The organism is Neopusillimonas aromaticivorans (assembly GCF_030344915.1).
GTDB lineage: Bacteria > Pseudomonadota > Gammaproteobacteria > Burkholderiales > Burkholderiaceae_B > Neopusillimonas > Neopusillimonas aromaticivorans.
Window position 1 is genome coordinate 1,219,027 of sequence record NZ_CP128233.1, and the last position, 25,327, is coordinate 1,244,353.

Genomic DNA, 25,327 nt, shown 5'->3' on the forward strand with positions numbered 1-25,327 from the left:
TGTATGAGCATGCCCGAATCTACTGAAGTTTTAACGTTGTGCGTGTCAGATGCCGGCATGCTCACCGCCGATGTCCGACAGTTGCGGTTGCGTCCGGATATCGCCGGCCAAACCCTGCCGGCATTCGCGGCGGGTGCTCACATCAGCCTTGCTGTCCGGCTTGCGAACGGCAATATTGACTGGCGTGAGTACTCTCTGGTTGCCCTGGACGAGACGTCGGCCACACACCCCGCCGAATATCGCATTGCAGTCCGTAAAGAGTCGCCAGGGCGCGGCGGCTCTCACTTTGTCCATGAACAGATCCGTCAAGGTGATTTGCTGCAGGTACGCGCCCCGCGCAACCAGTTCCCGATGGAAGCCAGCCATGACCGGGCGGTACTGATTGCCGGCGGCATCGGCGTCACGCCCATTGCCAGCATGGCGGCCCATTGCAAACATATCGGCCGCCCTGTGTCGGTGTACTACGCGGGCCGTAGCCGCAGTTCCATGGCCTATGTCGATGAACTTGAGGCCTTGCTGGGCGACGACCTTCACCTGCATGCTGATGACGAAGCAGGAAAACCGCTTGACCTGAATGCCGTATTCGCCAGCCTGGGAGCCAACGATCACATCTATTTTTGCGGCCCCACGCCAATGATTGACGCCATCCTGGCCTTGGCCGAAAAACAGGGCTGGCCTCGTAACCAGGTCCACTTTGAACTCTTCAACGCGCCGGCTGCCGAAGAGGGCGACCAGGCCTTTGAGGTCGAACTCGCACAAAGCGGAAAAACACTGCTTGTGCCGGCCGACAAAAGTATTCTGGATGTCCTGGTCGAAGAAGGTTTTGACCCGTTGTACGACTGCAAGCGTGGCGAATGCGGTGTCTGTGCCTGCGATGTACTGTCAGGTGAAATTGACCACCGCGACTACATTCTGACCGCCCGCGAGAAAGAAGCCGGCAACATCATGCATACCTGCGTATCACGCGCCAAAGGCAAAAAACTGGTTCTCGACATGTGACCCGGAGCCTCCGGCCTGCCATGGTCTGGGGGCATGACATGAACGGCTTGCCGGACGAATTCCGGACAAGTCGTTTTTTATTACCCGCTGCATTTCGCGCAGACCCCGAAAAGCGACTCGCCCCACGCGAGGAGCCCCTCGCGAACCTCCGGAAACGAAACCACAAACACATAATAACCACTTTAATATCATGGACATAGAACGCGAAAACCACGGGAAGTCCCTGATTCCCTGAAAAACACTTTACGTTTAAAGTGTTGTACATGTAAACGTGGCGTCGCCTCGCCCCGACGTTTCAATTCAATCGGGCAATACCGTGCAACACCTCGAAAATTTAAATCTCTCCAAGCTGCACGACCATCTGGTCTTTCATTCCGATTCCCCTCGGAAGTGCGCAGCACACTGGGCGGCATTTTGACCGAGCATGACCTTGCCTTGGGCGAAGGGAAGGTAAACACCACCCTGTTTCAGCGTCGCCTGAACGATATCAGCGTCATGAAACTGACCTACGGGGCCGAGGTCAAGGTCAAGGCCAGCGCCTTCAAGGGGTTTTCACTGGTGCAGACGCCCCTGCGGGGTACCTTCGAAGTGGATATCGCCGGCCACCGCAAGGCCTTTGGCCCAGGTGACGTCGCCGTACTGTCCCCCGCCACGGCCTGAACATCCACTGGGAAAAAGGCAGCGAGCAACTCATCCTGAAGGTGCCACACCACCTGGCCGAGCGCCGCGCGCGCATGGCCTCTGTGCCTGAAGCGCCCTGTATGGCCGGCGGTTTTACATCGCCCGCCTTCAAGCTCGAGGACAGTCTGAACCTGGTGTGGCATTCGCTGGTGCAACAGGCCATTGATCTGCCCAATGGCGGCGACGGCCTCAGCAATACCTGGCTTGAGCACTTCGAACAAACGCTGGCGCTTTTCCTGCTGACCCACCAGACATCGGCAGGTCACAGCCCCGAGGCAAACCACCACGCCACCAATCATGCTGGCACCAGCAACGGGTTTGCCCCCTTGAACGCATGGAAACCTATATCCGGCAACGGTTGTGCGCCCCCATTTCACTGGTCGACCTGGCTAATGCGTCCGGGCTTAGCCCCGTTCGCTCAATGCGCTTTGCCACAAGTACCACGGCGTATCACCCATGGTGTTGCTACGCAATATGCGGCTGGATGCCGTACGCCACACGCTGCAAACCAGCCCCGGGGCCAACGTCACAACCATTGCTCTTGACCACGGGTTTGGTCATCTGGGCCGCTTCTCGGCCTACTATCGTGAGCGCTTTGGCGAGCTGCCGCGCGACACCACCACCCGGCCATTCCTGCCCTGTATGTAAAAACCGCCCCGGTTGGCAGCACCAACCGGGGCGATGTGTCGAACGTATAAAGCCTATGGGCCGGTAATTGTCGACACGGCAAACAATTTACGCGCCAGACAAACGGCTTACAGACCGGGGAAACGATCAATTTTCGACAATGGGATGTTCGGGTCAAAGATCTTGAACCGCAAGCCCGTAACGCCCATTGCGGTAAGGCGCGCCGCATGCATGTCTTTATAGGCATTCAAGGTTTCAAGGCTTTCAAAGCAATAAATACCCCCGGCCTCACCGGTTTCGGCGTTTTCAGTCCAGAGCTTCCAGACCAGGCCAGGTTCGTTGGCGATACTTTCAGCCAGACCCTTCATCATTTCGGACATTTCGTCACCAAACGGGCCCGCCATCGGGAAATCAACTTGCAGAATTTTCATGGTGTTCTCCGGCAATACAACACGATAGACCGCGCAGGTCAGCGCGGCAAGAAATCAAAATACGTCTGGGGAAACGGCTCGTTATCGAGGGTGAAATGCCACCACTCTTTAGGATACGGCTTAAAACCGTGCCTGACCATCAGCGTTTGCAGCAACAACCGGTTTGCGCGCTGCTGAGGTGTCAGGGCCGGGTGCTCGGGCCAGGACTCGACACCAAAAAAGTCAAACGACGACCCCATATCAAGAGCGTCTTGGGAGTCGAGCGCCACCAGCGTCAGATCAACAGTGCTGCCACGGCTGTGCCCGGAACGCTCGGCAATGTAGTCTTCCTTGAACAGGTTCGATTTGTCGACATCCGGATAAAACTCGCGTCGGGTATTGACGTCGCCCAGGTCGGCAGCCCACTTGACGAAGTCATCCACGGCGCGCTGAGGACGGTACGCATCAAACACCAGCAACCCCAGGCCAAACGGTTTCAGATCTGCCTGAACCCGCGCCAGCGCTGCCGCTGCCGGAACCGACAGCACCGGACGGGCGCCGTCATACCCGGCAACCGGCCGACCCACAAAGTTATGACTGCCGGTATACCGTAAATCAACGCTCAGGCCCGGTACGGCCGCGTCCAGAAAGACGAACCCGGGCGGCAACTCTGCCCTGACGACAGACACACCCAGACCGGCAAAAAGCGCCATCATCCAGAAAATACACCTTGTCGATTCCATCAGTCTCATGACGACCTCTTGTAATAAAATACTGAACGCATGACGTCTCGACTGCACACCAATTACGCCCCCTCAGCGCCAGCGGTTCAACCCCTTCGACACCGGCCACAGCACGTCGCACCACGACCTGGTTACGCCCCCGGCTTTTCGCTTCATAGACGGCTTCGTCTGACATACGCATCAGATAGTTATAGTCAGGGTGACCGCAATACGCCGCCATGCCAATGCTGATCGTTACCGCCAGCACCGTACCATCGGGAATCAGGAACGGATGGCGCTCAACCGCCTGGCGCATGCGTTCGCACAACCTCTCGGCCTGATCGGCATCAAGGTCAACCAGCACCGCCAGAAATTCCTCACCGCCCATACGGAACAGGAAATCACCACCGCGGCACTGCTCGGCCAGAACGGCCGCCACCTGCTGGATGACCTGATCTCCGGCCTCGTGCCCATGGGTATCATTCACCACCTTGAAATGGTCAATATCAATGACGGCAATGGCAAACGCACGACCATGCTTCCGGCTGTGCTCGATTTCACGCATCAGTACGGTTGGCAAAAATTTCCGGTTCAACAAACGTGTCAAGACATCTTTACCGGATTCAAGCTCAAGACTGTGCGCAAACAGGCTGGCCAACTGCAATTGCACATTGCGCGCATGGCTGCGAATTTCACGCACAATTTCGGCACGCCGCGTCACCTGAAGATCGGGCTGCGTCAACTCGGCCAGACACTCCTCATCCACCTGATCCATGACCCGGACGATCACATCGGCTTCCGGGACACCCTGAAACGCATGCATCCCCTTGTGACGAAACCACAAACCGAACTCCGACTCACGCATGCGTTGCAGACTGGCCGAAGGGCTGCCCATGGCGGCTTCAAACATGACCGCACTTTCCCAGTCGAGCAAAGCCGCTTTCTGACGCTCTTTTTCCGTCGCCAGATTTTCGGTAATCGAGAACAGCCGGTAGGCCTCGCTGGAACGCGCCTTGCGGCTGGTGGTCACGGCATACGCCTGGCTCATGACCTCCATGGCCAGATCAATCTTCATGCCAAACAGGCGGTTGGCCCGAAACCCGAAATCGGTAATGTCGGCCGGAGCCTCGTCCAGAAAGCCGCAGAAGCATGACTTCAGCGCACGGGCTCCCTTGAGCACCAGCGACACCGGGATATCAATACGGGCATGGGCATCACCCACTTTCATTTGAAATGCGTAAATGTCATCGGCCTGCGCATCGGCATCAACGCCGAATAACTGCAGCAACCAGCGCACCAACGAAGCATGCAAACGCAGCTTGACCTGATCGTGATCAAGAAAGCCACTGGCTTGCGGGTCTTTGAGCATGATCTCGTAGAACGACCGCGCAAGCGCATCGGCATTAGCCGCAACAATGCGCGACAGTTCGCTCGCCACAGCACCATTTGCGCTGTCGGATATCGTGCTCCATTCGCGGCGGAAGTTATCGAGCAACATGAGTTTGATCAAATCCTTGGAAAGTAATCATTTTAATGATTCCAGACTGTAACGCAGAACCTCTGCCGGCCGCAGGCCAATGACCTTACTCTACCGTTTCACACGCTCGAAAACACATTCTGTCTAAGTCAAAAGTGAAAAACCACCCCTTTAAAAGTGATAAAAACAAAATATTGACTCTTTTGTCTAAGACAATTATAGTTTTTTTAACCAAAACCAACTTGAAAGGTCCAGCCGTGTTCTCAAACAAACCTGTCGGTATCGCGGGGCGCCTGACCGTCATCGCCTTCTCTGTTTCCCTGGCACTCATCGCCCTGGCGGTGTTTGCCTACATCCAGCTTGGTGCCGTCATCCAGGCCGCGCGCCAAACCGAATCGGTACGGGCGCAGCAAGCCGCTCTGGCCGCCGCAACCGAACTGAACATCACACGCGTATCCCTGCAGCTGCGTCATGCCATCCTGGCGCGTAACCCGCAAGAACTGCAAGAGACCCTGAACGACATCGGTCTCAAGCGCCAAACCATTGAAAACGCCGTCCGCAACTACGAGTCCACCGTTTCCACGCCCGCCGATCGTATCTTGTTCGACAAGCTCCCGCCTGTGCTGGACCTGTTCTGGCGCAAAGGAGAAGCGAACCTGCAATTGATCACCTCAGGCCAGCGCGATGCCGCCTTCGCTTACCTTGTCGATGAAACCATCCCCGCCCGCAATCAGGTGCTGGCCGTACTGGCCGAGACGGTTTCCGCACAGCGCTCCGCGCTGTCCAGCGAAATTGAAGGCATCGCCACCGATGTCGACAACACATTGGCGACCTTGCTGACGCTGGTTGCCGCATCGGTGGTTGCCCTGATGCTTGCCGTTGCGTATGTGAGCCGCAACCTGAAACGCCGCGTCGCCCTGGCCAGCCGGTTGGCCCAGAACGTGCAGGCAGGCAACCTGGCCTCGGAAATCGCAGACACCACCCGCGACGAGTTTTCACCCTTGCTCGGCACCTTGCGCGACATGCAGCAATCGCTGGCCCGGATCGTGGCCAATGTGCGAAGCAACGCCGAAAGCGTCGCCAGCGCCAGCCAACAGATTGCCCACAGCAACAGCGACCTGTCAGGGCGTACCGAGAACCAGGCATCTGCGTTGCAGCAAACCAGCGTTACCATGCGTCAGGTGGGCGAAATGGTGTCCCAGAACACCGAACATGCCCAGCAGGCCGCGCTGCTGGCCCGCGAGGCAGCGTCTATTGCCGGCAAAGGCAGCGACGTCGTCCAGAATGTCGTCACCACCATGAACGACATTAATGAATCCTCACGCCGTATCCAGGAAATCATTGGGGTTATTGACAGTATTGCCTTCCAGACCAATATTCTGGCGCTGAACGCCGCCGTCGAGGCTGCCCGTGCCGGCACCGAAGGACGCGGCTTCGCCGTCGTCGCCGGCGAGGTCAGGGCCCTGGCCCAACGCAGCGCCTCGGCCGCCAACGAAATCAAGACCCTCATCACCGCCAGCGTCAGCCGGGTGGCACAAGGCACCGCCCTGGTCGACGAAGCCGGCAACACCATGCACGAAATCCAGACGGCCATCCAGCGCGTCAACGACATCGTCGGCGAAATCAGTGTGGCCAGCAAAGAGCAGAATACCGGCGTCCTTGAAGTCGGTAGCGCGGTGAACGACATGGACCATGTCACCCAGCAAAACGCATCGCTGGTCGACGAAATGACAGCGGCTGCCGCCAGCTTGCGCAGCATGGCTACGCAACTGGTTCAGTCCGTGTCTTTCTTCCGCCTCGCGGGTGAGGACATGCCCGTAACGACGTTCCGCGCCCAGGAACGCCAGGTGGACAGGCTTGAGCCGGTATCGCGGTCACCCGTACATCAGGGCGGCAAAAGCCGTCCCTTGCTGACGTAAAGCACACTGAAAATAATTGCTCGGGGAACCGGTAAACTAAGGCGCAAAAACCATTCCCCGGGAGCCCCATGAAACGATCGACCGCTTCACCTGAAAGACAATCCGAAATCACCAATCTGCTGCGTCAGGATATTCGCCGCCTGGGCAAAGCGCTGGGTGAAGTGATCCGTGACTCGGAAGGCGTCGCGACCTACAACATCGTTGAAAAACTTCGGCGCTCGGCGGTGGCCTTCCGGCGCGAAGGCAACCCTGCCGACAGCAAGGCGCTGACGCAGGCGATTGGCCGCCTGGGCCCAAAAGAAGCCTCGTCGGTGGGTCGCGCCTTCAGTTATTTCCTGCAACTCTCGAATATTGCCGAAGACCGTGACCAGAACCGGCGCCATCGCAACGCCGTGCTGGCCAATGACACCCTTATCAAGGGCAGCCTGCAACAGGCCCTGACGGCCCTGCACGCGCGTGGCGTCAGCCGTCAGCGAATCCAGAACTACTTGAGCGAAGCCTGCATCGTACCGGTACTGACCGCACACCCGACCGAAGTGCAGCGCAAAAGTACGCTGGACCTGCACCGCGAGATCGCCCGCCTGCTGGCGACCGACCGCTCAGCGCTGTCGACCATGGAACAACAGGTGCTTGAACAGCAATTGCTGGGCCTGGTGGCCACCCTGTGGCAAACCCGCATGCTGCGCTGGCAAAAACTGACGGTTATCGATGAAATCGACAACTCGCTCAGCTACTACAACAGTACATTCCTAACGGCCATCCCCGAGCTTTATCACGAGCTGAACCTGCGCCTGAACCCGTCGGGCAAATCGGTGTTCAACAACCGCCTGCCCATCTTGCCCCCTTCTTGCAAATGGGCAGCTGGATTGGCGGTGATCGCGATGGCAACCCCAATGTCAATGCCGACACCCTGGAACAAGCCCTGCTGCGGCAATCGGCCGTAGCCCTGCGCCATTATCTGAACGAGGTCCATATCCTGGGCAAAGAGTTGTCCATTTCGACATCGCTGGGCTCTGCCAGCCCCGCCTTGATGGCGTTGGCGCAAACCAGCCAGGACACTTCCGAACACCGTCAGGACGAGCCCTACCGGCGTGCACTGATTCACATTTACGCCCGGCTCGCCGCAACCGCGATCACACTGACCGGGCGTGCGCAGGCCCAGCGGCCAACTTACGACGCCGTGCCATACGACACGCCCGCCGCTGTGCAGGCTGATCTGCAAACCTTGGCCGACTCGCTGGACAAACACCACGGACATGTCATTGCAACGTTACGCTTGTCAGGCCTCATCCAGGCCATCGGTATTTTCGGTTTTCACCTGGCATCCGTCGATCTGCGCCAGAATTCGGACGTGCATGAACGCGTACTGACCGAACTGTTCGAAATAGCCGGGGTAACCTGGCAGGGCAAACCCGTCAATTACAGCCAGCTTGACGAGGACAGCAAACAGGCCGTACTGAGGGCCGAACTGCAACAGACCCGGCCCCTGGTCTCCCCTGGGTGACCTATTCCGCCGAGACCGAAAAAGAACTGGCCATTTTCCGTATGGCCGCACACGGCCGACGCAAATATGGCGAAGGCGCCGTTCGTCAGGCCATCATTTCACACACCGAGACGCTCAGCGACCTGCTGGAAGTGCTGGTCTTGCAACAGGAAACCGGGCTGATCACGCCGTCAGCGCAGCGCCATAACACGCCGGTGCAAACCGGGTTGATGGTAACCCCGCTGTTTGAAACCATTCCCGACCTGCAAATGGCACCGGAAATCATGGCCGCGTGGCTCGACCTGCCCGAGGTCACCGAGCGCGTGCACACCATCCACCACGGAATCCAGGAAGTCATGCTGGGCTACTCTGACAGCAACAAGGACGGTGGTTACCTGACATCGAACTGGGCACTGTATTGTGCCGAACGGCAACTGGTCCACGTATTCAAGAAGCGTAAAGTGCGGCTGCGGTTATTCCATGGTCGTGGCGGCTCGGTCGGACGCGGCGGCGGCCCAAGCTACGAAGCGATCCTGGCGCAGCCCCCGGCACGGTCAACGGCCAGATTCGCCTGACAGAACAAGGCGAGGTGATCCAGGTCAAGTACAAAGACGCCAACGTGGGGCGCTGGCACTGGAAAACTTCGTGGCGGCAACCCTCGAAAGCAGCCTGACACCCAAATCGTCGGCCACCCAGGTTGAAGACCAGAACATGGCCCGCTATGGCCATGTGGCGCAATTCATGTCTGAAGTCGCCGAGCAGACCTACCGCGACCTGGTGTACCAGACACCCGGCTTCAATGACTATTTTTTCGCATCCACTCCGGTTCTGGAAATTGCCGGCCTGAATATCGGCTCGCGTCCTGCATCACGCAAAACCTCGCAAACCATCCACGACTTGCGCGCCATTCCATGGGGGTTCTCGTGGGCCCAATGCCGCCTGATGATTACGGGATGGTACGGCGTCGGTTCAGCCATTGACCGTTACATTGCCGACGGCTGCGACGGCAGCCCCACCACCCCAAGGCACGACTGGCCACCTTGCAGGAAATGGCACATGACTGGCCTTTCTTCAAAACCCTGTTGTCGAACATGGAACAGGTACTGGCAAAAACTGACCTGGGCATCGGACGCCATTACGCCAGCCTGGTCGCCGACACCCGGCTGCGGGACACGGTTTTCGGGCGCATCGCTGCCGAATACCAGCTGACGTGCACGCGCTTCTCTGACATTACGGGCCATGCCTTGCTCGAACACGATGAGGTCTTGCGCGATGCCCTGAGCGAGCGCTTCGCCTACATTGACCCCCTCAACCACCTGCAGGTCGAGCTGCTGCGCCGCGATCGTAAAACACGGCGCCGACCGGCCAAAGACGGCACGGAAGACCGCAACCAGCGTGCCATTCACATGACCATCAATGGCATCGCGGCGGGGCTTCGCAATTCAGGCTAAGCACGCAATACGGCACCATCGCGTTGCATCCCCATGTGCAAACGCAACTGGTCGTGACATAATCAGACAACACGGGATGCGGCAGGGCCCCAGGCCTGCAGCATGTCGTGCAAGCCCGCGAAAATCCTTGATGCGGGTAGTATTCATCAGCCACAGAGACAATCATGCGCAAAATCACTTTAATTGTCGCCCTGGCCAGCCTTGGCGCGTTAACGGCCTGCCAAAGCCCTCAGGCGCCCGCAGCAGCGGTAACAACTCAGAATTCAACTGCATTGCCGGTACCGTGGGCGGTGCTGTCATCGGCGGCCTGCTGGGCAGCACCATTGGCGGTGGTCGTGGCCGTACGGCAATGACCGCCGTCGGCGCAGGTGCCGGCGGCTACCTTGGCAACCAGATGGGGTGCAAGTAATGAAAACATTCCGCTTTAAACCCGCCGCCTGCCTGCTGGCCGGCCTGCTGGCCACGGCCTTCATGGCCCAGGCTCAACAAGCAGCATCCCAGCCTGCCCTGACGCCAGAGCACTTTGCCCAGCTCGATCGCAATAAAAGCGGCGGCATCAGCAAAGACGAATACGAACAGTTCATGCGCGAGTCGTTCCAGAAGCTGGACAAAGACGGCAATCAGCGTCTGTCACCCGACGAGGCCAGTGAAATCATCACTACCGAACAGTTTGGGGTTGTCGATGTCAACAAAGACGGCACCATCACGCTGGATGAGTTCATCGAACACGTGATGCGCGACTTTGACCGCTACGACTACGACAAAGACGGCAAACTGACGCAGTAATACTCAACACGTCCGTCACTCCCTCTCAAAGGGCGCTTCAACGACATATCGTTGAAGCGCCCTTTTCATGCTTCGCAGCCAACGAGAAGACACCATTTTCGTCCCGGGCGCATGCCGCAGCACTCAACCACCGCACCATATCCAATTCTGATATTTGGAAATACCGAAACATTCGTTGTTAACCCACCCCGGGTTTCATTAGGATGTCTGCATGCCCTACCAGAGGCGCTTCAGCATTGACTCTTAACCATCAATAGTGATGGTCTTCCCGTCGCGCCCTGAGGAATCTGAACCCTTCAAATTGATATTGTTTTCATATCAAAACCCAGGAAAGAATCATGAATATATTTTGGTATATCGTTCCATCAGACGGTCGTTACCCTTGGCAACCCAAGGGGAGCCGCGTTGTCGACTACGCCTACTTGCAACAATTGACGCGCGCCGTTGACACCCTGGGCTACACCGGAGCCTTGTTCGCAACGACCGGAGGCGCCCATGACGCCTGGGTGACCGCAGCATCACTGATTCCATTCTCGGAAAAGCTCAAATTCATCATTGCCGTGCACCCGGGTCTGATGACGCCCCTGATGCTCGCGCAAAAGACCGCGACATTCGATCAGTTCTCGCGCGGCCGCCTGATCTTGAACGTTATCACCGGCGAACAGCACCAGCTTCCACCCCACGGCATCTACCTGAACCATGACGAGCGCTATGAATTGACCGACGAATACTGGACGGTCTGGCGTCGGCTCATGCAAGGCGAAACGGTCACGTATAAAGGCAAATACGTCAGCCTTGAAAACGCAAAACTCAACCTGCCGGCCATCCAGAAGCCCTATCCGGAACTGTTCTTCGGCGGATCTTCCGAACCTGCACTCAAAGTTGCTGCCCGGCACGTTGATACGTACTTGACCTGGGGGAACCGCTTGAACAAGCCGCTCAGAAAGTGGAAAAAGTACGGACCCTTGCGCGTGAACAAGGCCGGACCATGAAATTCGGTATCCGTCTGAATGTGATCGTACGGGAAACCAGGGAAGAAGCCTGGAATGCCGCAGAGTGGCTGCTCAGCAAAATGGACCGATCGGCAATCGACATCAACCTGGCACGGCAAAAAGCATCCGACTCGGTCGGCCAGGCTCGAATGACAGCTTTGCTGCAAGACCGGCCTGTCCATTCAGCACGTGACCTGGAAATCGCGCCCGACCTCTGGGCCGGCCTGGGACTCGTGCGTGGGGGCCAGGTACGGCGTTGGTGGGCGACCCCGAAACCGTCGCAGCACGTCTGCAAGAGTATCGGGAGATCGGCTTTGACACCTTCATCTTGTCGGGCTACCCCTGCTGGAAGAGGCGTACCGGGTCTCGGATCTGCTCTTGCCCTTGCTACCGATCGCCCGGCCGGAAAGCACCGCTGTCAGCGACAGCGACGCCTGGCTGAACGCCACCGGCGCCTGGCACCTGAAAGAAAAAGCGGCCTGAGCGCTACCGGAACCCAACGTTGTAACAAGCAGCCCGCATTTCATCACGAGTCAATGGCATGAGTAAAAACGATACTACCCTGAGCGGCGTCTACATTACGCCGCAACCATGGCGCATCCGTACCGCACTGAAACCGGTAGTGAGCTGGCGTCACTACCGCCCATGGCTGTCTACCCTTGCGCTATTGCTGGCATGGCACTTTCTGTCGTCATTTAACGTTATCAATAGTCGCGCCTTTCCCGACCCGACGCAAATCGCAGTCACCGCATGGAATCTGCTGCTTGATGGTTCACTGCCTGACGCTGTTTTCACCAGCCTGATGCGCGTCATTACGGGAGCAGCACTGGGAATCGCTTTTGGGTTGAGCCTGGGTGTAGCGGCAGGGTTTTCGAAACTCGGGGAAGACCTTGTCGACAAACCCATGCAAATGCTGCGCACCATTCCGTTCACCGCTTTGGTTCCATTGTTTATTTTGTGGTTTGGCATCGACGAAACACCCAAAATATTGCTGGTTGCACTGGGTGTCGCCGTGCCCATTTACGTCAACACGTTTGGCGGCATCCGGAATGTCGACATCAAACTGATCGAAGTGGCACAAATTGCCCGCATGAGCCGCTTCGCTATTGCTACCGGCATACTGCTGCCGGCGGCATTGCCCAGCCTGCTGATTGGCTTGAGATTTGCACTGGGGTTGGCCTGGATTGCCGTCATCGTAGCTGAGACCGTTGGTGCCAACTCGGGCATCGGGTTCCTGTTGACCTCCGCCCGACAGTTTGTACGCGCCGATGTCATGCTGGTTTGCGTATGCCTTTACGCAGTACTTGGCCTGCTGACCGATTACCTGGTTCGCGCCCTTGAGCACAAATTACTGGCCTGGCGCACGGTATATACCGGCTGACCGTACAAACGCAGGCACCCTGCCTCGTCACTCATGCCGGATTGGGCCGCACCCGATCCGGTCATGACACCCCACCGCCTCATCAAGGTAAAAATTCCATGTCGATCATTATTGGTGCCCACCCTCAAAACCTCTCGCTCTCCATCCTGGCAAGAAGGGCTGACTACGTTAGCGACTTGCGCAGGCACGGGCTCGAATTTTTACGTATGTCAACGGCGCCCAAAGCATTCCTCTGGTCAAACTGGGCGTACTGGATCTGGTTGGCACCGGTGCCACGCCCCCATCCTGGCTAAAGCCGACGGTCTATCGGTCGCGGTATTCGGCATGTCAGGCCCTCGCCATGAAAACGGCGGGTTGTGCGTGCGTAGCGAATCGGGCATCCGGTCATTGCACGATCTGAAGGGACGCAACATCGCGTTAATGCCAATCTCGTGGCATACACAATTCCTGGCCGCCGAACTGCATGCTACGGGCCTGGGCTGGTCTGACGTCAATGCCGTTGATCTGCTACCGGCAACGGCCAAAGACGCCTTTGAAGCCGGACTACTGGACGCGATCGTTGCCACTGACCCGCTGTTTGCCCAAATCCAGGCCAAAGTCAGCATTTCAGTACTGGCTAAACCGGGACATGCATTTTCCAATCGTTCCGTGTACTGGGCACGCCATGACACGCTACAAAAACATCCCGACGCCGTCGAAGCCCTGTTTGACGCCATTCGCAAGTCGGATGAAGAAACCGCCGCCGACCCGTCAGGTGCCGCAAAGTTGCTGGACGGCCTGAATGGTGTTCCAACAAACCAATGGCTTGACGTCCTCAAGGCACGTCCTTGGGGCATTGACGCACCAACGCAAGAATTTCTGGATGAGCAACAGGCTCACGCCGACATTTTCGCACAGTTCGGCCTGATCCCCTCGGCCCTGGATATGCGCGACACCGTTACCAACCGCTTTGGTCAGACATCAGACGCGGCACAAGCCGCCTGAAACACGCCAACCCTGACACACACGCCGGAATATATCCGGCAGAATGGAGAACACTCAAATGACATTCAAAACCTTCAAGAAAATCAATACACTGCAAAGCCAATACCGCCGTCGCCTTTTCATGGCGGGCGCCGGCTTTGCCATGGCCGGCCTGCTGCCCTCTGCCAGCCTTGCCGCACCGGGCGACGTCACCGTCAAGATCGCGCCGCTCTATGCCTACAATTATCTGACCCTGGGGCACAAAAGCGGTGACCTTGAAAAAACCGTCAATGCGGCAGGCGGAAAAGTCGAATGGAAACCCTATTTCCCGGCTTACGCACCCGTGGCAGAAGCGCTGCGCGGCGGTAGTATCGATATCGGCAGCGGCAGCGCCACCTCATTCCTTGCTTCTGTATCGGCAGACAAAGATTTGGTGGTTTTCGCTGTAGAAAAGAACGACGGAAAAGATCAAGGCATTGTGGCAACGGCCAAAAGTGGCATCCAGTCACTGGATGATCTGCGCGGCAAAAAAATTGCAGTCAACAAAGGTGGGACTGGCGAATACCTGTTGCGCCTGGCCTTGTCGAAGCAGGGCATTCCCGTCGATGCCGTTCAAGTGGTTTACCTGGGCCCCACCGATGCTGCGACTGCCTTCGCACAAGGGCACGTGGACGCCTGGGCCGTCTGGGACCAGTTCTTTGCCGCAGCCCAAACCGAACCCGGGGCCAAAGTCATTGCCCATGGGTCAGATCTGGGCTCACTCAACCGCAATGTCCATGTAACAACCCGCACGTTTGCCCAACAGCACCCTGAACAGCTCAAAGCCGTCTACAAAGCCCTGGTCAATGAATCAGCCACATCAAAACAGAATCCCGGCCGTGTTGCTGATCTGAGCATCAAGGCCGGCGTACCCAAACCTGTTGCCGAAGTCATCCGGCAATTCGCCGTTCAGGACGTGGTTCCGGCTGACGAGCAATTTCTGAAAGAGCTGGAAACCATCGCTGATTTTTATGCCAGCCAAAAACTGACCCCCGCCAGAATTGATGTTTCTGATACCGTCATCGACGTGTCCACACCATGAGCACTCAAACTACCTCCGGCGTCAGCATACGCAACTTGTCGCGCAGCTTTGACGGTCACCCCAACGTGCTTCAGGCCCTTTCTCTGGAAATCCTTCCCGGAGAGTTTGTCGCACTCTTAGGACAAAGCGGTTCCGGCAAATCAACGCTCTTGAGGATTCTGGCCGGTCTCGACTCGGGGTTTCAGGCCAGCCACTTCGATGCACCTGACTCGGTCAGCGTCGCGTTCCAGGAGGCCCGCCTGCTGCCATGGCGACGGGTCTGGCGCAATGTCACGCTCAATCTTCAAGGTAAAGACTTGCGTGATCAAGCCCTGCAATCACTGGAAGAGGTCGGCCTGACGAACAAGGCCGATGTATGGCCACAGACACTATCCGGCGGTCAGGCACAGCGCGTGTCCCTGGCCCGCGCCCTGGCACGCCGGCCCGAGCTTTTGCTTCTGGATGAGCCTTTCGGCGCTCTTGATGCCCTGACTCGCGGTTCCATGCAAAAGCTGGTGCTCGACCTGTGGCAACGCCACGGGTTCAGCGTGTTACTGGTCACACACGACGTAGATGAAGCACTGCTCATGGCCGACCGCATTCTGGTTCTGGACAAAGGCATGATTACTGCAGACGTTCGAATCGAAACGCCTCGTCCACGGCGCCTGTCACAGGTGCCGCTGGAAGATATGAAATCTGAATTGCTGGCCGCCCTCGGGGTGGATCTGGTCGAGTATTGTTGATATTGGCTTGACGCGAGAGTTTGTCAGCAATCTGATCCCCTTCCTGAAAAGGAAGGGGTTCACCACGGCACTCAGGCAGGCAGTGGCGACTGTGCGGCATACTTTGCATCTTTTTCCGCTCGCAACCACAACCCGGTCATTTTCCACTGCTGCTCCAGCACGCCGGGCCCAAAGTCTTTAAGGCCCCCAGCTGCTCGGCAATCGTCTGAAAATAGGCACCCTCTTCAATCAGCAAAATCAGTTGGGCAAGATGACTGAGACCTGACCCCCAAAATGTGGCCCCGCCATTGGCCTCAAGCAGACCCGGCGTTTCCGGATTGGCCCGAATGCAATCGCTGATGAACTCTGGCTCGGGTTGGGTCCGGTCGATATAAACCGGCAGCTCGCGCGCCAGAGTCAGTCGCTGTGATGCAGCATAACGCAATGGCAACGGCCTGTGCGCACCTGCCCAGCCACCCAGATAGGCCGTGTGCACATGAAAAACCACATTCACATGGGGATGCGCCTGAAAAACGGGAGCATAACGTCTGCCCCGGTCACTGACCTGGGCATCAGACAGGGGTGAGCTTTCAAATTGCGCCTCATTCAGCAAGACCTCACCGTCGTGACTGGCAATAACCCCGCGCACCAGGCCGTCATCCCATGGCTGTGGAGCATGCAGTGCGATGATATGGCCAGTTCGTGGCTCACGCACGTAGGCCTGCAACGTATTGCTGGCCGTCAATGTCCGGGAGGCTTGTAAAAATCGCAGGCATTTTTCGAACTCGGATTTGACATGCTGGAAATAGGTAATGACAGACGGAGAAAGAGACACTTGAGACATGGCTTGCTCACTGGAAAGGGGATTAACAAGACGGCTATCGCATGCTTGGGCCACTGCGACAAAGCAGGTATCAAGCGTATCGAGGGACGCTCTGAATCACAACAAAGCGTTTGAACTAAGCACATTCGTGCACGTCATGAACGCAGATTCTGCACCTTTACTCTCTGCCATAGCCCAGGTGCCAACTGCCTTATTGGGTACCGGCATTTCAAAATGCCAAAACGGTCGTTGCCTGCTACCGGCCACTATCAGTAGGATGGCTGCATCCATCATCAGAAGCCGCCTCTTATGACACATACCTCCCTGGAACCACTGGAAACCCGCATCGACTCCATCTGGTACACGCGCTGCCCGGTGCCCACGATTTCAGGTGTGGCACAGCATTACAAGTGGCTGCAGGCATCGTTCAGACAACTTGGGGTTGAATTGGCCTCGTTGCGAGGCGCTGCCGAAACTGAACTACGGGCCTCACATTTCCAGCACACGCTGTCAAACCAGTTCCGGGAGGAGGCAATATCCCGGCAATATGGGCGCGCTCACTGGGTCAGGATACGGCCGTGATTGCGCTCACCTGGGTCGAAGAAACCCAAGTCATTCTGACCCGGAAAGACAGCCGTTTGCGTACTGCGGAAGACCTGCTCAACACACGTATCGGATTACCTCGCTACGCCAGCAAGCAAATTGACTTTGAACGTGCTCAGGCACTGCACGGTTTTAATCATGTGCTGACGCATCACGGCCTGACCCTTGACGATGTACGCGTGGTAGACATCGTCAACAACCCAATCGATCTGGACGAATCAGGCGCACACGGCCATCCTGCCCGTAACGAAATACAGGCCCTGGTCAACGGAGACGTTGACGCCATTTACCTGAAAGGTGCCGTCGCAGCAGCTCAGCAGCAACAGCATGGTCTGCGAGTGTTGTTTGATCTGAGGTCAACCGGCATACCCGAACTGCACGTTAACAATGGTACGCCCCGCACGCTCACCGTCAGCCGGCGGCTGATTCGCGAAAGGCCCGATTTAGTCATACGGTATCTGGCTGTTTTATTGCAAGCGTCAGAGTGGGCAGCAGAAAACGCAGCGCAGACGAGAGATGCCATAGCCAGTGAAACATCAAGCACGCCAGAGCTGGTACTGCAGGCGTATGGCCCCAGCCTGCACGAACGTCTTCGCCCCAGCATCAACCCGCGCCTGATCAGCCGACTGAATCAGCAAAAAACTTCCTGCTGTCTCATGGCTATCTTGGTATCGACTTCAAGATTGAGGACTGGGTAGACACCAGCATTTACCCCGAAGCGCTGGCGTTATCGCAGACACTACCACCGCTTTACTCGACAACATCTCATGGGACAACTGTTCCCTGACCAGGAAAACGTCAAGAGCGACGCGCATCATCGACTTTTTCAGGTAGTTATACGCCGCACAATAATGCGGGCGCCCGTCAGCGCCTTTTTTCGGGGTTCAAAAATTCGCACCGACAACACCGCGTCGGCGACCCCGCCCAGTTCAAGCGTTTCGAACTGGGCGTACAACACCGCATCTTTTTCGCCACACAAGGTGTTGCCGTCACGCAAATAGACGGGGCCACGCATACGGGACGCTGCAACCCTGTTTTGGCCAATCAGTTTCAGTCTGAAAAACGGAGCACCGTCAACCTCAAGGACACCACCAATGCCATCGGGCTGCCCCACACGAGACGTGGGCTCGATGGCATACCGCGTGTTGCCATTCAGTACCAGCACGTTCTGGTTGACCTGCACATCACCGGTGATGGCCACCGCCGTACGGCTAAGGGCAGACCAACCCCTTGGGCCAGATCCAGCAGTCGAGCTGCGGCCTCGCGAACCTCGGTTTGCGAAACAGGAGGCTGCCCCGCAGTTGCGGCGGCGGCCGGCAAAGCCAGACCCGCACTGCCCCAGGTAACCAGACAGGCAATCAGAAAGATGCGTTTGAACATCCTTCCATTTTAACGGCTATGCCGTCATCGCTATCCATCCCTGTCGTGAACGGTTGGAGTTTTCGCGCAATCAGGTCAATCCGCACCGGCCAATTTTGATAACAATTCTTATTCAAGAATTGCAAGTCAATTTAAGGTTGATTAGGATGACCTCTTCGTCAGGCAAATTTTCACCGGCGATACTTCGACTCACACCATGCACTACTGACAAGGCCAGCATATGCCCCAGCTTTCTCGTACTCCGGCACGCCGTTTTCACCCTACATCCCGCATCACTCAGGCGCTTGTCGCAGGCCTCGCAGGCCTCGTAGGCCTCTGCGGCCTGACCGGCGCAGCTGCCGCCAGCGAAACAGCAACGCCAGTGGCCAGTCTGACCATCACAGAAATCAATACCAGCACGCACCCGTTCACCACACTGCACTGCGCCCGTCAGCCCGTTCAAGTCAGGTTTTTCCACAATCTTGCCGAAGTCGTGCTCAATGGCAAAAGCCAAATGCTGGTACAGGCAATGTCCGCCTCCGGTGCACGCTATGTCGCTCCCGGTGACGAATCGACAGAACTTTGGAACAAGGGCAACGTGTCAACCCTGACCTTGAAAGGCCAACAACTACCGGTATGCGCACCCGCCGGCGCCATTCTTGCACCCTGGCGAGCCTCAGGCAACGAACCGTTCTGGTCGATAACCTACGATGGCTGGCAGGCCACATTCACCCGTCCAGGCGCAGACCCACAAAAAGGTGACGCAACAATTACTGCAACAACGTCAGATAGCCAAAGCTTGCAGGTGGGGCACGGCGCAACCACCTGGCAGATCACGGCAACAGACGGCCTCTGTACCGACACGATGACAGGCATGCCCCATCCCCAACACGTCAGCACACGCGTAGGCAGCGAAACGTTCCATGGATGCGGCGGCTCGCCGGAGCGCTTGCTGCAAGGCAGCCAGTGGCACTTCACACATATCGGCACACAGCCCGTCAACCCGGCCGCACAGGCATGGATTGAATTTCTGCCGGGTAATCGCATCGCCGGCAGCAGTGGCTGCAACCGGTTCTTTGGCACCTATACCCTGACCGGCGAAGCGCTGACGTTCGACGGCCTGGGCAGTACACGCATGGCATGTGCACCCGAGGCCATGACCCAGGAAGATGCTTTGCTAAAGCGGCTGGGCGAAATCAACGGGTTTTCGCTGAGCGAACCGGACACGCTGACGCTCAGGACGCCTGACAGCACATTGCAGGCAAACCCCTCGAAATAAGACGACAAAACCACAATCGCATAAAATTACAATACGTCCCCAATAGTGAAGGACTAGAATAAAAAGGGGACGCGTTAATTTCCGCGGCCCTTTTTTCTTTTTAATTTTCACCAGAGAATCATGCCAGACCCAGATCCCTTCCCTGCCTCAAGCTTTCGTCTTGAACACGACCTTATTGGCGACAAACAGGTGCCTGCCGCGGCCTATTGGGGTATTCACACCCTGCGCGCCATCGAGAACTTTCCCATCACCGGCACGCGCATCGGCTCGCGTCCTGAACTGGTCAAGGCGCTGGCCTACGTAAAACAGGCGTGCGCCCGTGCCAACCTGGACCTGGGGCAATTGGCCCCCGAAAAGGCCCAGGCCATTGAACAGGCCTGTCGCGACATCATCGACGGCGCCCTGCATGACCAATTCATTGTGGACGTCATTCAAGGCGGCGCCGGCACATCCACCAACATGAACGCGAATGAGGTGGTTGCAAACCGTGCACTTGAGCTGATGGGCAAGCACAAGGGTGATTACAAAACGCTGCACCCGATTGAAGACGTCAATGCCTCACAAAGCACCAACGACGTTTACCCGACGGCCCTCAGGGTCGCCATCTGCTTTGCACTCGATGGCATGACGGCCGCACTGGCACACCTTCGTCACGCGTTTGAGACCAAGGCCACCGAGTTCAACGGCATTCTTAAAATGGGTCGCACGCAGCTGCAAGACGCCGTTCCCATGACACTCGGGCAAGAGTTCCGCACCTACGCCCTGATGCTTCACGAAGACGAAAGCCAGATTGCTTACGCTGCCAAGGCCATGCGCCAGGTCAACCTGGGCGGCACCGCCATCGGCACCGGCATCAACACAGACCCTGACTACAGCGAAAAAGCGGTCAGGCACCTGGCTGAAATCACGGGGCTTGACCTGACGCCGGCACCTGACCTGATCACGGCCACACAAGACACCAGCGATTTCGTCTTGTTATCGGGCATTCTCAAGCGTTTTGCCAGCAAGCTGTCGAAAATCTGTAATGATTTGCGTCTGCTGTCATCGGGCCCGCAATCCGGTCTGGGCGAAATTTTTCTGCCCGAGCGCGCTGCTGGCAGCTCGATCATGCCGGGCAAGGTCAACCCGATCATCCCTGAAGTGGTCAACCAGATCGCCTTCGAAGTCATCGGCAACGACGTTACCATTACCATGGCTTCGGAAGCCGGGCAGTTGCAGCTGAACGCGTTCGAACCGATTATCGGCTGGTCGCTGTTCAAAAGCATTTCGCACCTTGAAGCGGGCTGCCTGACCCTGGCCGACAACTGCGTCTCGGGCATTACGGCCAACCGTGAGCGACTGGAAGCTGCCGTATCCAGTTCGGCAGGCCTGGCCACCGCGCTTAACCCGGTACTGGGCTACCAGATCGCCACTGAAATTGCACGCGCCGCCCTTAAAACCGGCACCTCGGTGCGCGAACTGGTCAAAGAAAAAGGGCTCATGAACGACGATGCGCTGGCATCGGTGCTAAGCCCTGACGTTTTGACACGCCCCTACCGCTTCAACTAAACCCCTGCGGCCTTGCTGGTGCAGGGTGGTTGGATTCAGCCTCATGCCACCAACTTACGTAAACGGGGCGACAAACCGCCGCAGGCGCAGGGCATTGGCCAGCACAAACAGGCTGGACAGTGCCATGGCGCCGGCGGCGAAGACCGGCGACAGCAATACCCCGTAAAACGGAAACAGAACCCCGGCGGCTACCGGAATGAGGGCCGTGTTATAGGCAAACGCCCAGAACAGGTTCTGACGAATATTGGTAATGGTGGCCGCTGACAGGGCAATGGCGTTGGGCACCCCTGCAAATTCCCCGACATCAGCACCACATCCGCCGCCTCCATGGCAACATCGGTACCCGTGCCAATGGCCAGCCCCACATCGGCCTCGGCCAGCGCCGGAGCATCATTGATGCCATCACCCACAAACGCCACACCGCCATAGCGGGCCTTGAGCTGCTGTACCGCCTGCACCTTGCCTTCGGGCATGACTTCGGCAATAACCTCGTCGATACCCAGCCGGGTCGCAATCGCACGTGCCGTCCGCTCGTTGTCGCCAGTAATCATGGCGACCTTGAGCCCCAGCCGGTGCAAAGCCGCAATGGCCGGCGCCGAACTGGGCTTGAGCGGGTCAGCCACGGCAAGAATCGCCGCAAGCTGATCATCAATGGCTGCATACAACGGTGTCTTTCCTTCCGCCGCCAACTGTCCTGCAACGTCGGCAAAAACAGCCACATCGTGACCCAGTGTACGCATGAAACGGTCAGCCCCCACTTCAACACGGCGACCTGCCACAATGGCGCGTACCCCCATGCCTGTGACCGAATTGAACTTGGCCAGCGCCGGCAGGGTCAGCCCCTGTTTTTCAGCCGCCTCGACAATGGCACGGGCGATCGGGTGCTCGGAACGGGACTCGACTGCCGCCACCAGCCACAGCACATCGTTGCGCTCAAACCCTTCTGTAACCTCAAGATCAGTCAGAGCGGGCTTGCCTTCGGTAACGGTACCGGTTTTATCAACCGCCACCACTTTTGCATCCTTGAGCAACTGCAGGGCTTCCCCTTTGCGGAACAGGATGCCCAGTTCAGCGCCCCTTCCCGTACCGACCATGATGGATGTCGGTGTCGCCAGCCCCATCGCGCAAGGGCAGGCAATGATCAGCACCGCCACCGCATTGACCAGGGCGTAGGTCAAGGCCGGTTCCGGGCCAAACGCCAGCCAGATCAATAAGGTCACCAGCGCGGCTGCCATAACGGCAGGTACAAACCAAAGCGTGATTTTGTCGACCACCGTCTGGATCGGCAGCTTTGCCCCTGGGCCTGCTCGACAAGCCGGATGATTTGGGCAAGTACCGTCTGGGAACCCACCGCTGTGGCCTGGATCACCAGCGCCCCCTGCTGGTTGACCGTACCGCCAACCACCGCGCTGCCGACCGTTTTTTCAACAGGTACCGGTTCGCCGGTGATCATGGACTCATCAACCCAGCTTTCACCCTCGGTGACGGTGCCGTCAACCGGCACCCGTTCACCAGGGCGGACTTCAAGCAAATCACCGGCCAGGACGGCCGTAATGGGCATCTCGACCGTTTGGCCGTCTCGGACGACGTGAGCGACCGACGGCTGCAGGCCGACCAGCCGCTGAATGGCTTCAGAGGTGCGGCCTTTGGCACCCGCTTCAAGAAAACGCCCCAGCAAGATCAGCGCAACGATGACGGCAGCGGCCTCGAAATAGACATTGACTGTCCCGGCAGGCAACCAGTCTGGCCTGAACGTGGCAACGACGGAATACCCATAGGCGGCAGCCGTACCGACGGCCACCAGCGAATTCATGTCGGGGGCCAGACGAAACAACGCGGGCAGCCCTGTCAGGTAAAAACGCCGCCCCGGGACAAGCAGCACCAGCGTCGTCAAGGCAAACTGCACATACCAGCTCAGTTGCATTCCGATCGTCTGCATGACCCAGTGATGCATGGCAGGAATCAGGTGGGAGCCCATTTCAAGAATGAATACCGGCAACGTCAACACCAGTGCCAGCACAAAATCACGCTTGAGTGCGGCGTATTCGGCCTCTTTGCGCACTGAGGCCTGGTCGTCACGCACATGCGGATCAATTTCGCGCGCCTCGTAACCGGCTTTTTCGATGGCCGCCAGCAACGTGTAGGCATCGGCGATACCCCGTACCGTGGCACGCTCGGTCGCCAGGTTGACGGCCGCCTGTTCAACGCCGGGCACCGCTTTGAGTGCACGTTCAACGCGACCCACGCACGAGGCGCACGTCATGCCCTGAACCGTCAATTCGACGATGGCGGGTTTTTCCTGTTCTTCCAACGCTGAAACCATGACGGTTTTCCTTTAATGCAACATCAACCATAACGCAGGTATAGATCTTAGCACCGCCGCTTGAGGCCACTTCGGCCGTGCAACCGAATGACGGAAATCATGCGCTGACGCCCCAGACCAACGCAACAGGCCGCTTCAGATGGAAACAGAATAAGAAAAGCACTAACCGTAATAATGGAATAAATATATTAATTAAAAATATTAGTTATTTATTTTCAATATGTTATGAACAATCAAAAAAAGGGAATTATATATTTCATAAGAGTATAAAAAACATTCACCACCCCTGAATTTGCTTATAACAAAAGCATATGAAAATTCATTAATTTGCTTGATACGATGGCCAGCTTCTGCTTCCTTCATACGTCAAGCTGCAATGAACACTTCTCGCAACGACTCCATGCATCTGGCCGCGTTTGCCCTGGCAGGGCCTGTCTCCGGCTGCCATGGCGGATGGCGTCATCCGGCCGCCGACACTAATCTGCTTTCTGCCGGCTATTACACCCGTCTGGGGCAACTGCTCGAACAAGGCCGCTTCGACATGCTGTTTCTGGCCGACATCCTGGCCATTCCCCGACGCTATGGCAACAGCATCGACAGCCAGGTCCGTCTGGGCGCACTGGGGGCATTGCGGCTGGACCCGATGATCGTTCTGTCCATTGTCGCCGCAGCCACACGCCATCTCGGGCTGGCCAGCACCATCTCGACCTCGTATTTCGACCCCTACCCGATTGCCCGCGCACTGGCCTCGCTAGACCACCTGAGCGCCGGTCGCGCCGCCTGGAATATCGTGACGTCGTTCCAGCAGGCCGAAGCCGCTAATTTCGGCTTGACCGAGCAGCTCGACCGCAACGAGCGCTATGAGCGTGCGGAAGAGTTTCTGGAAGTCACCTGCAAACTTTGGGACAGCTGGGACGACGATGCTCTGAAACTGGATACGCAAACGCCGCTATTTGCCGACCCCGCCAAAATCCGGTCAATCAACCATCAGGGCAAGTGGTTTTCTGTCCAGGGTCCGTTGAACGTCAGCCGTCCACCGCAAGGACGTCCTGTCTTCATCCAGGCAGGTGCATCCGGTCGGGGCCGCGATTTTGCCGCACGCTGGGCCGATGTTATTTTCGTCACACACTCTTCGCTGGAGTCGGCACAAGCGTTCTACAAAGAAATGAAAGAACGCGCCGTTCAGCACGGCCGCGACCCGGACAGCCTGAAAATCCTGCCCGGTATTGTGCCGATCGTTGCTGAAACCGAAGCCATGGCGCTGGCACAGGAAGACATCCTGAAAGGCCTGACCGACCCGGAAGCCGGCCTGTCCACCCTGTCGTATCACCTGGACATCGACCTGTCGGCATTCCCCCAGGACGAGGTCTTACCCGACATGGATGTGCCCGGCGTGCAAGGCCACTACCAGGAAGTTGCCGAACTGACCCGCAAACGCGGGCTGGGGCTGCGCGCGCTGGGCCACCACTATGGCATCGGCCCGCTGCGCGACTTTGTTGGAGATGCCGACAAGGTTACCGACACCATGCGGACCTGGCACGCGGCACGCGCCTGCGACGGCTTCATGATCCAGGTGCCTTATCTGCCTGGCGGACTCGAAAACTTTGTGCGCCTGGTCGTACCGCGACTTCAAGACCAAAACCTCTTCCGCCGTGAATACGACGGAACCACCCTGCGCGACCACCTTGGTCTGGCACGCCCTGAACGGAACTGAACATC

Annotated in this window: 19 protein-coding genes and 4 pseudogenes; 17 read left to right on the forward strand and 6 right to left on the reverse strand. The window is 57.6% G+C overall.

Translation table 11 applies throughout. The annotated features are described in order from the left end of the window. Positions 1 to 3 precede the first annotated feature (3 nt). The 3 genes and pseudogenes from N7E01_RS06545 (at position 4) to N7E01_RS06555 (ending at position 2,328) form a co-directional block, all read left to right on the forward strand. Complete coding sequence (locus N7E01_RS06545) at positions 4 to 999, forward strand: PDR/VanB family oxidoreductase (RefSeq protein ID WP_289175038.1); 996 nt, start codon at positions 4 to 6, stop codon at positions 997 to 999. Between the two features lie 390 nt (positions 1,000 to 1,389). Then, positions 1,390 to 2,225 (forward strand): annotated as a pseudogene (locus N7E01_RS18610) (cupin domain-containing protein). Next, positions 2,137 to 2,328, forward strand: a complete 192-nt coding sequence (locus N7E01_RS06555) for a helix-turn-helix domain-containing protein (protein WP_350494970.1) — start codon at positions 2,137 to 2,139, stop codon at positions 2,326 to 2,328. The pseudogene N7E01_RS18610 and the gene N7E01_RS06555 overlap by 89 nt, the downstream one beginning before the upstream one ends. 107 nt (positions 2,329 to 2,435) lie before the next feature. Here N7E01_RS06555 and N7E01_RS06560 read toward each other — a convergent pair whose 3' ends face one another. Genes N7E01_RS06560 through N7E01_RS06570 form a run of 3 tightly spaced genes read right to left on the reverse strand, consistent with a single transcriptional unit; the run spans position 2,436 to position 4,937 of the window. After that, complete coding sequence (locus N7E01_RS06560; RefSeq protein WP_289175041.1) at positions 2,436 to 2,738, reverse strand: monooxygenase; 303 nt, start codon at positions 2,736 to 2,738, stop codon at positions 2,436 to 2,438. Positions 2,739 to 2,776: 38 nt separating this feature from the next. Next, complete coding sequence (locus N7E01_RS06565; protein ID WP_289175042.1) at positions 2,777 to 3,406, reverse strand: M15 family metallopeptidase; 630 nt, start codon at positions 3,404 to 3,406, stop codon at positions 2,777 to 2,779. Further along, entirely contained in the window at positions 3,333 to 4,937 is a 1,605-nt protein-coding gene (locus N7E01_RS06570; RefSeq protein WP_289175044.1) for a GGDEF domain-containing protein, read from the reverse strand. The genes N7E01_RS06565 and N7E01_RS06570 overlap by 74 nt, the downstream gene beginning before the upstream one ends. Positions 4,938 to 5,173: 236 nt before the next feature. Between N7E01_RS06570 and N7E01_RS06575 the strand changes: the two genes are divergently transcribed. The 9 genes and pseudogenes from N7E01_RS06575 (at position 5,174) to N7E01_RS06615 (ending at position 15,694) form a co-directional block, all read left to right on the forward strand. Next, the gene (locus N7E01_RS06575; protein ID WP_289175046.1) at positions 5,174 to 6,835 is read left to right on the forward strand and encodes a methyl-accepting chemotaxis protein; all 1,662 of its coding nucleotides are present in this window, start codon (positions 5,174 to 5,176) and stop codon (positions 6,833 to 6,835) included. 68 nt (positions 6,836 to 6,903) lie between these two features. Further along, a pseudogene (gene ppc / locus N7E01_RS06580) lies at positions 6,904 to 9,769 on the forward strand (phosphoenolpyruvate carboxylase). A 130-nt stretch (positions 9,770 to 9,899) separates the two neighbouring features. Then, positions 9,900 to 10,178, forward strand: a complete 279-nt coding sequence (locus tag N7E01_RS06585) for a glycine zipper 2TM domain-containing protein (RefSeq protein ID WP_289175048.1) — start codon at positions 9,900 to 9,902, stop codon at positions 10,176 to 10,178. Continuing rightward, a complete protein-coding gene (locus tag N7E01_RS06590) occupies positions 10,178 to 10,555 on the forward strand; it encodes an EF-hand domain-containing protein (protein ID WP_289175050.1) in 378 nt (125 codons plus the stop codon). Before N7E01_RS06585 ends, N7E01_RS06590 begins: the two co-directional genes overlap by 1 nt. A 338-nt stretch (positions 10,556 to 10,893) precedes the next feature. Continuing rightward, positions 10,894 to 11,651, forward strand: a pseudogene (locus N7E01_RS06595) (LLM class flavin-dependent oxidoreductase); the annotation flags it as partial. 437 nt (positions 11,652 to 12,088) lie between these two features. After that, entirely contained in the window at positions 12,089 to 12,928 is an 840-nt protein-coding gene (locus N7E01_RS06600) for an ABC transporter permease (RefSeq protein WP_289175054.1), read from the forward strand. A gap of 63 nt (positions 12,929 to 12,991) precedes the next feature. Then, positions 12,992 to 13,912: an ABC transporter substrate-binding protein gene (locus tag N7E01_RS06605; protein ID WP_289175752.1), complete on the forward strand. Its 921-nt coding sequence runs from the start codon at positions 12,992 to 12,994 to the stop codon at positions 13,910 to 13,912. Between the two features lie 58 nt (positions 13,913 to 13,970). Beyond that, positions 13,971 to 14,972, forward strand: a complete 1,002-nt coding sequence (locus N7E01_RS06610) for an aliphatic sulfonate ABC transporter substrate-binding protein (protein WP_289175055.1) — start codon at positions 13,971 to 13,973, stop codon at positions 14,970 to 14,972. Beyond that, positions 14,969 to 15,694 (forward strand): ABC transporter ATP-binding protein, encoded by a 726-nt coding sequence (locus N7E01_RS06615; protein ID WP_289175058.1) that lies wholly within the window; start codon positions 14,969 to 14,971, stop codon positions 15,692 to 15,694. Before N7E01_RS06610 ends, N7E01_RS06615 begins: the two co-directional genes overlap by 4 nt. 136 nt (positions 15,695 to 15,830) lie before the next feature. On the opposite strand, the gene N7E01_RS06620 is transcribed toward N7E01_RS06615, so the two are convergent. Beyond that, on the reverse strand, positions 15,831 to 16,517 hold the full coding sequence (locus N7E01_RS06620) for a class II aldolase/adducin family protein (RefSeq protein ID WP_289175060.1): 687 nt from the start codon (positions 16,515 to 16,517) through the stop codon (positions 15,831 to 15,833). A 288-nt stretch (positions 16,518 to 16,805) separates the two neighbouring features. Here N7E01_RS06620 and N7E01_RS06625 point away from each other — a divergent pair, with 288 nt between their 5' ends. Both N7E01_RS06625 and N7E01_RS06630 read left to right on the forward strand, forming a co-directional pair. Then, complete coding sequence (locus N7E01_RS06625; protein ID WP_289175062.1) at positions 16,806 to 17,078, forward strand: hypothetical protein; 273 nt, start codon at positions 16,806 to 16,808, stop codon at positions 17,076 to 17,078. After that, positions 17,075 to 17,797, forward strand: coding sequence for an ABC transporter substrate-binding protein (locus N7E01_RS06630; RefSeq protein WP_289175064.1), 723 nt, complete (start codon positions 17,075 to 17,077; stop codon positions 17,795 to 17,797). The genes N7E01_RS06625 and N7E01_RS06630 overlap by 4 nt, the downstream gene beginning before the upstream one ends. Positions 17,798 to 17,925: 128 nt before the next feature. Here the strand turns inward: N7E01_RS06630 and N7E01_RS06635 are convergent, their stop codons facing one another. Beyond that, entirely contained in the window at positions 17,926 to 18,300 is a 375-nt protein-coding gene (locus tag N7E01_RS06635; RefSeq protein WP_289175065.1) for a hypothetical protein, read from the reverse strand. A gap of 399 nt (positions 18,301 to 18,699) precedes the next feature. Here N7E01_RS06635 and N7E01_RS06640 point away from each other — a divergent pair, with 399 nt between their 5' ends. Together N7E01_RS06640 and N7E01_RS06645 are read left to right on the forward strand one after the other, a co-directional pair. Then, complete coding sequence (locus N7E01_RS06640) at positions 18,700 to 19,737, forward strand: META domain-containing protein (RefSeq protein WP_289175067.1); 1,038 nt, start codon at positions 18,700 to 18,702, stop codon at positions 19,735 to 19,737. 120 nt (positions 19,738 to 19,857) lie between these two features. Continuing rightward, on the forward strand, positions 19,858 to 21,285 hold the full coding sequence (locus N7E01_RS06645) for an aspartate ammonia-lyase (RefSeq protein ID WP_289175068.1): 1,428 nt from the start codon (positions 19,858 to 19,860) through the stop codon (positions 21,283 to 21,285). A 54-nt stretch (positions 21,286 to 21,339) separates the two neighbouring features. Here N7E01_RS06645 and N7E01_RS06650 read toward each other — a convergent pair. Further along, positions 21,340 to 23,608, reverse strand: a pseudogene (locus N7E01_RS06650) (heavy metal translocating P-type ATPase). 376 nt (positions 23,609 to 23,984) lie between these two features. On the opposite strand from N7E01_RS06650, the gene N7E01_RS06655 reads away from it, so the two are divergent. After that, the gene (locus N7E01_RS06655; protein WP_289175069.1) at positions 23,985 to 25,322 is read left to right on the forward strand and encodes an LLM class flavin-dependent oxidoreductase; all 1,338 of its coding nucleotides are present in this window, start codon (positions 23,985 to 23,987) and stop codon (positions 25,320 to 25,322) included. Positions 25,323 to 25,327: the final 5 nt, after the last annotated feature.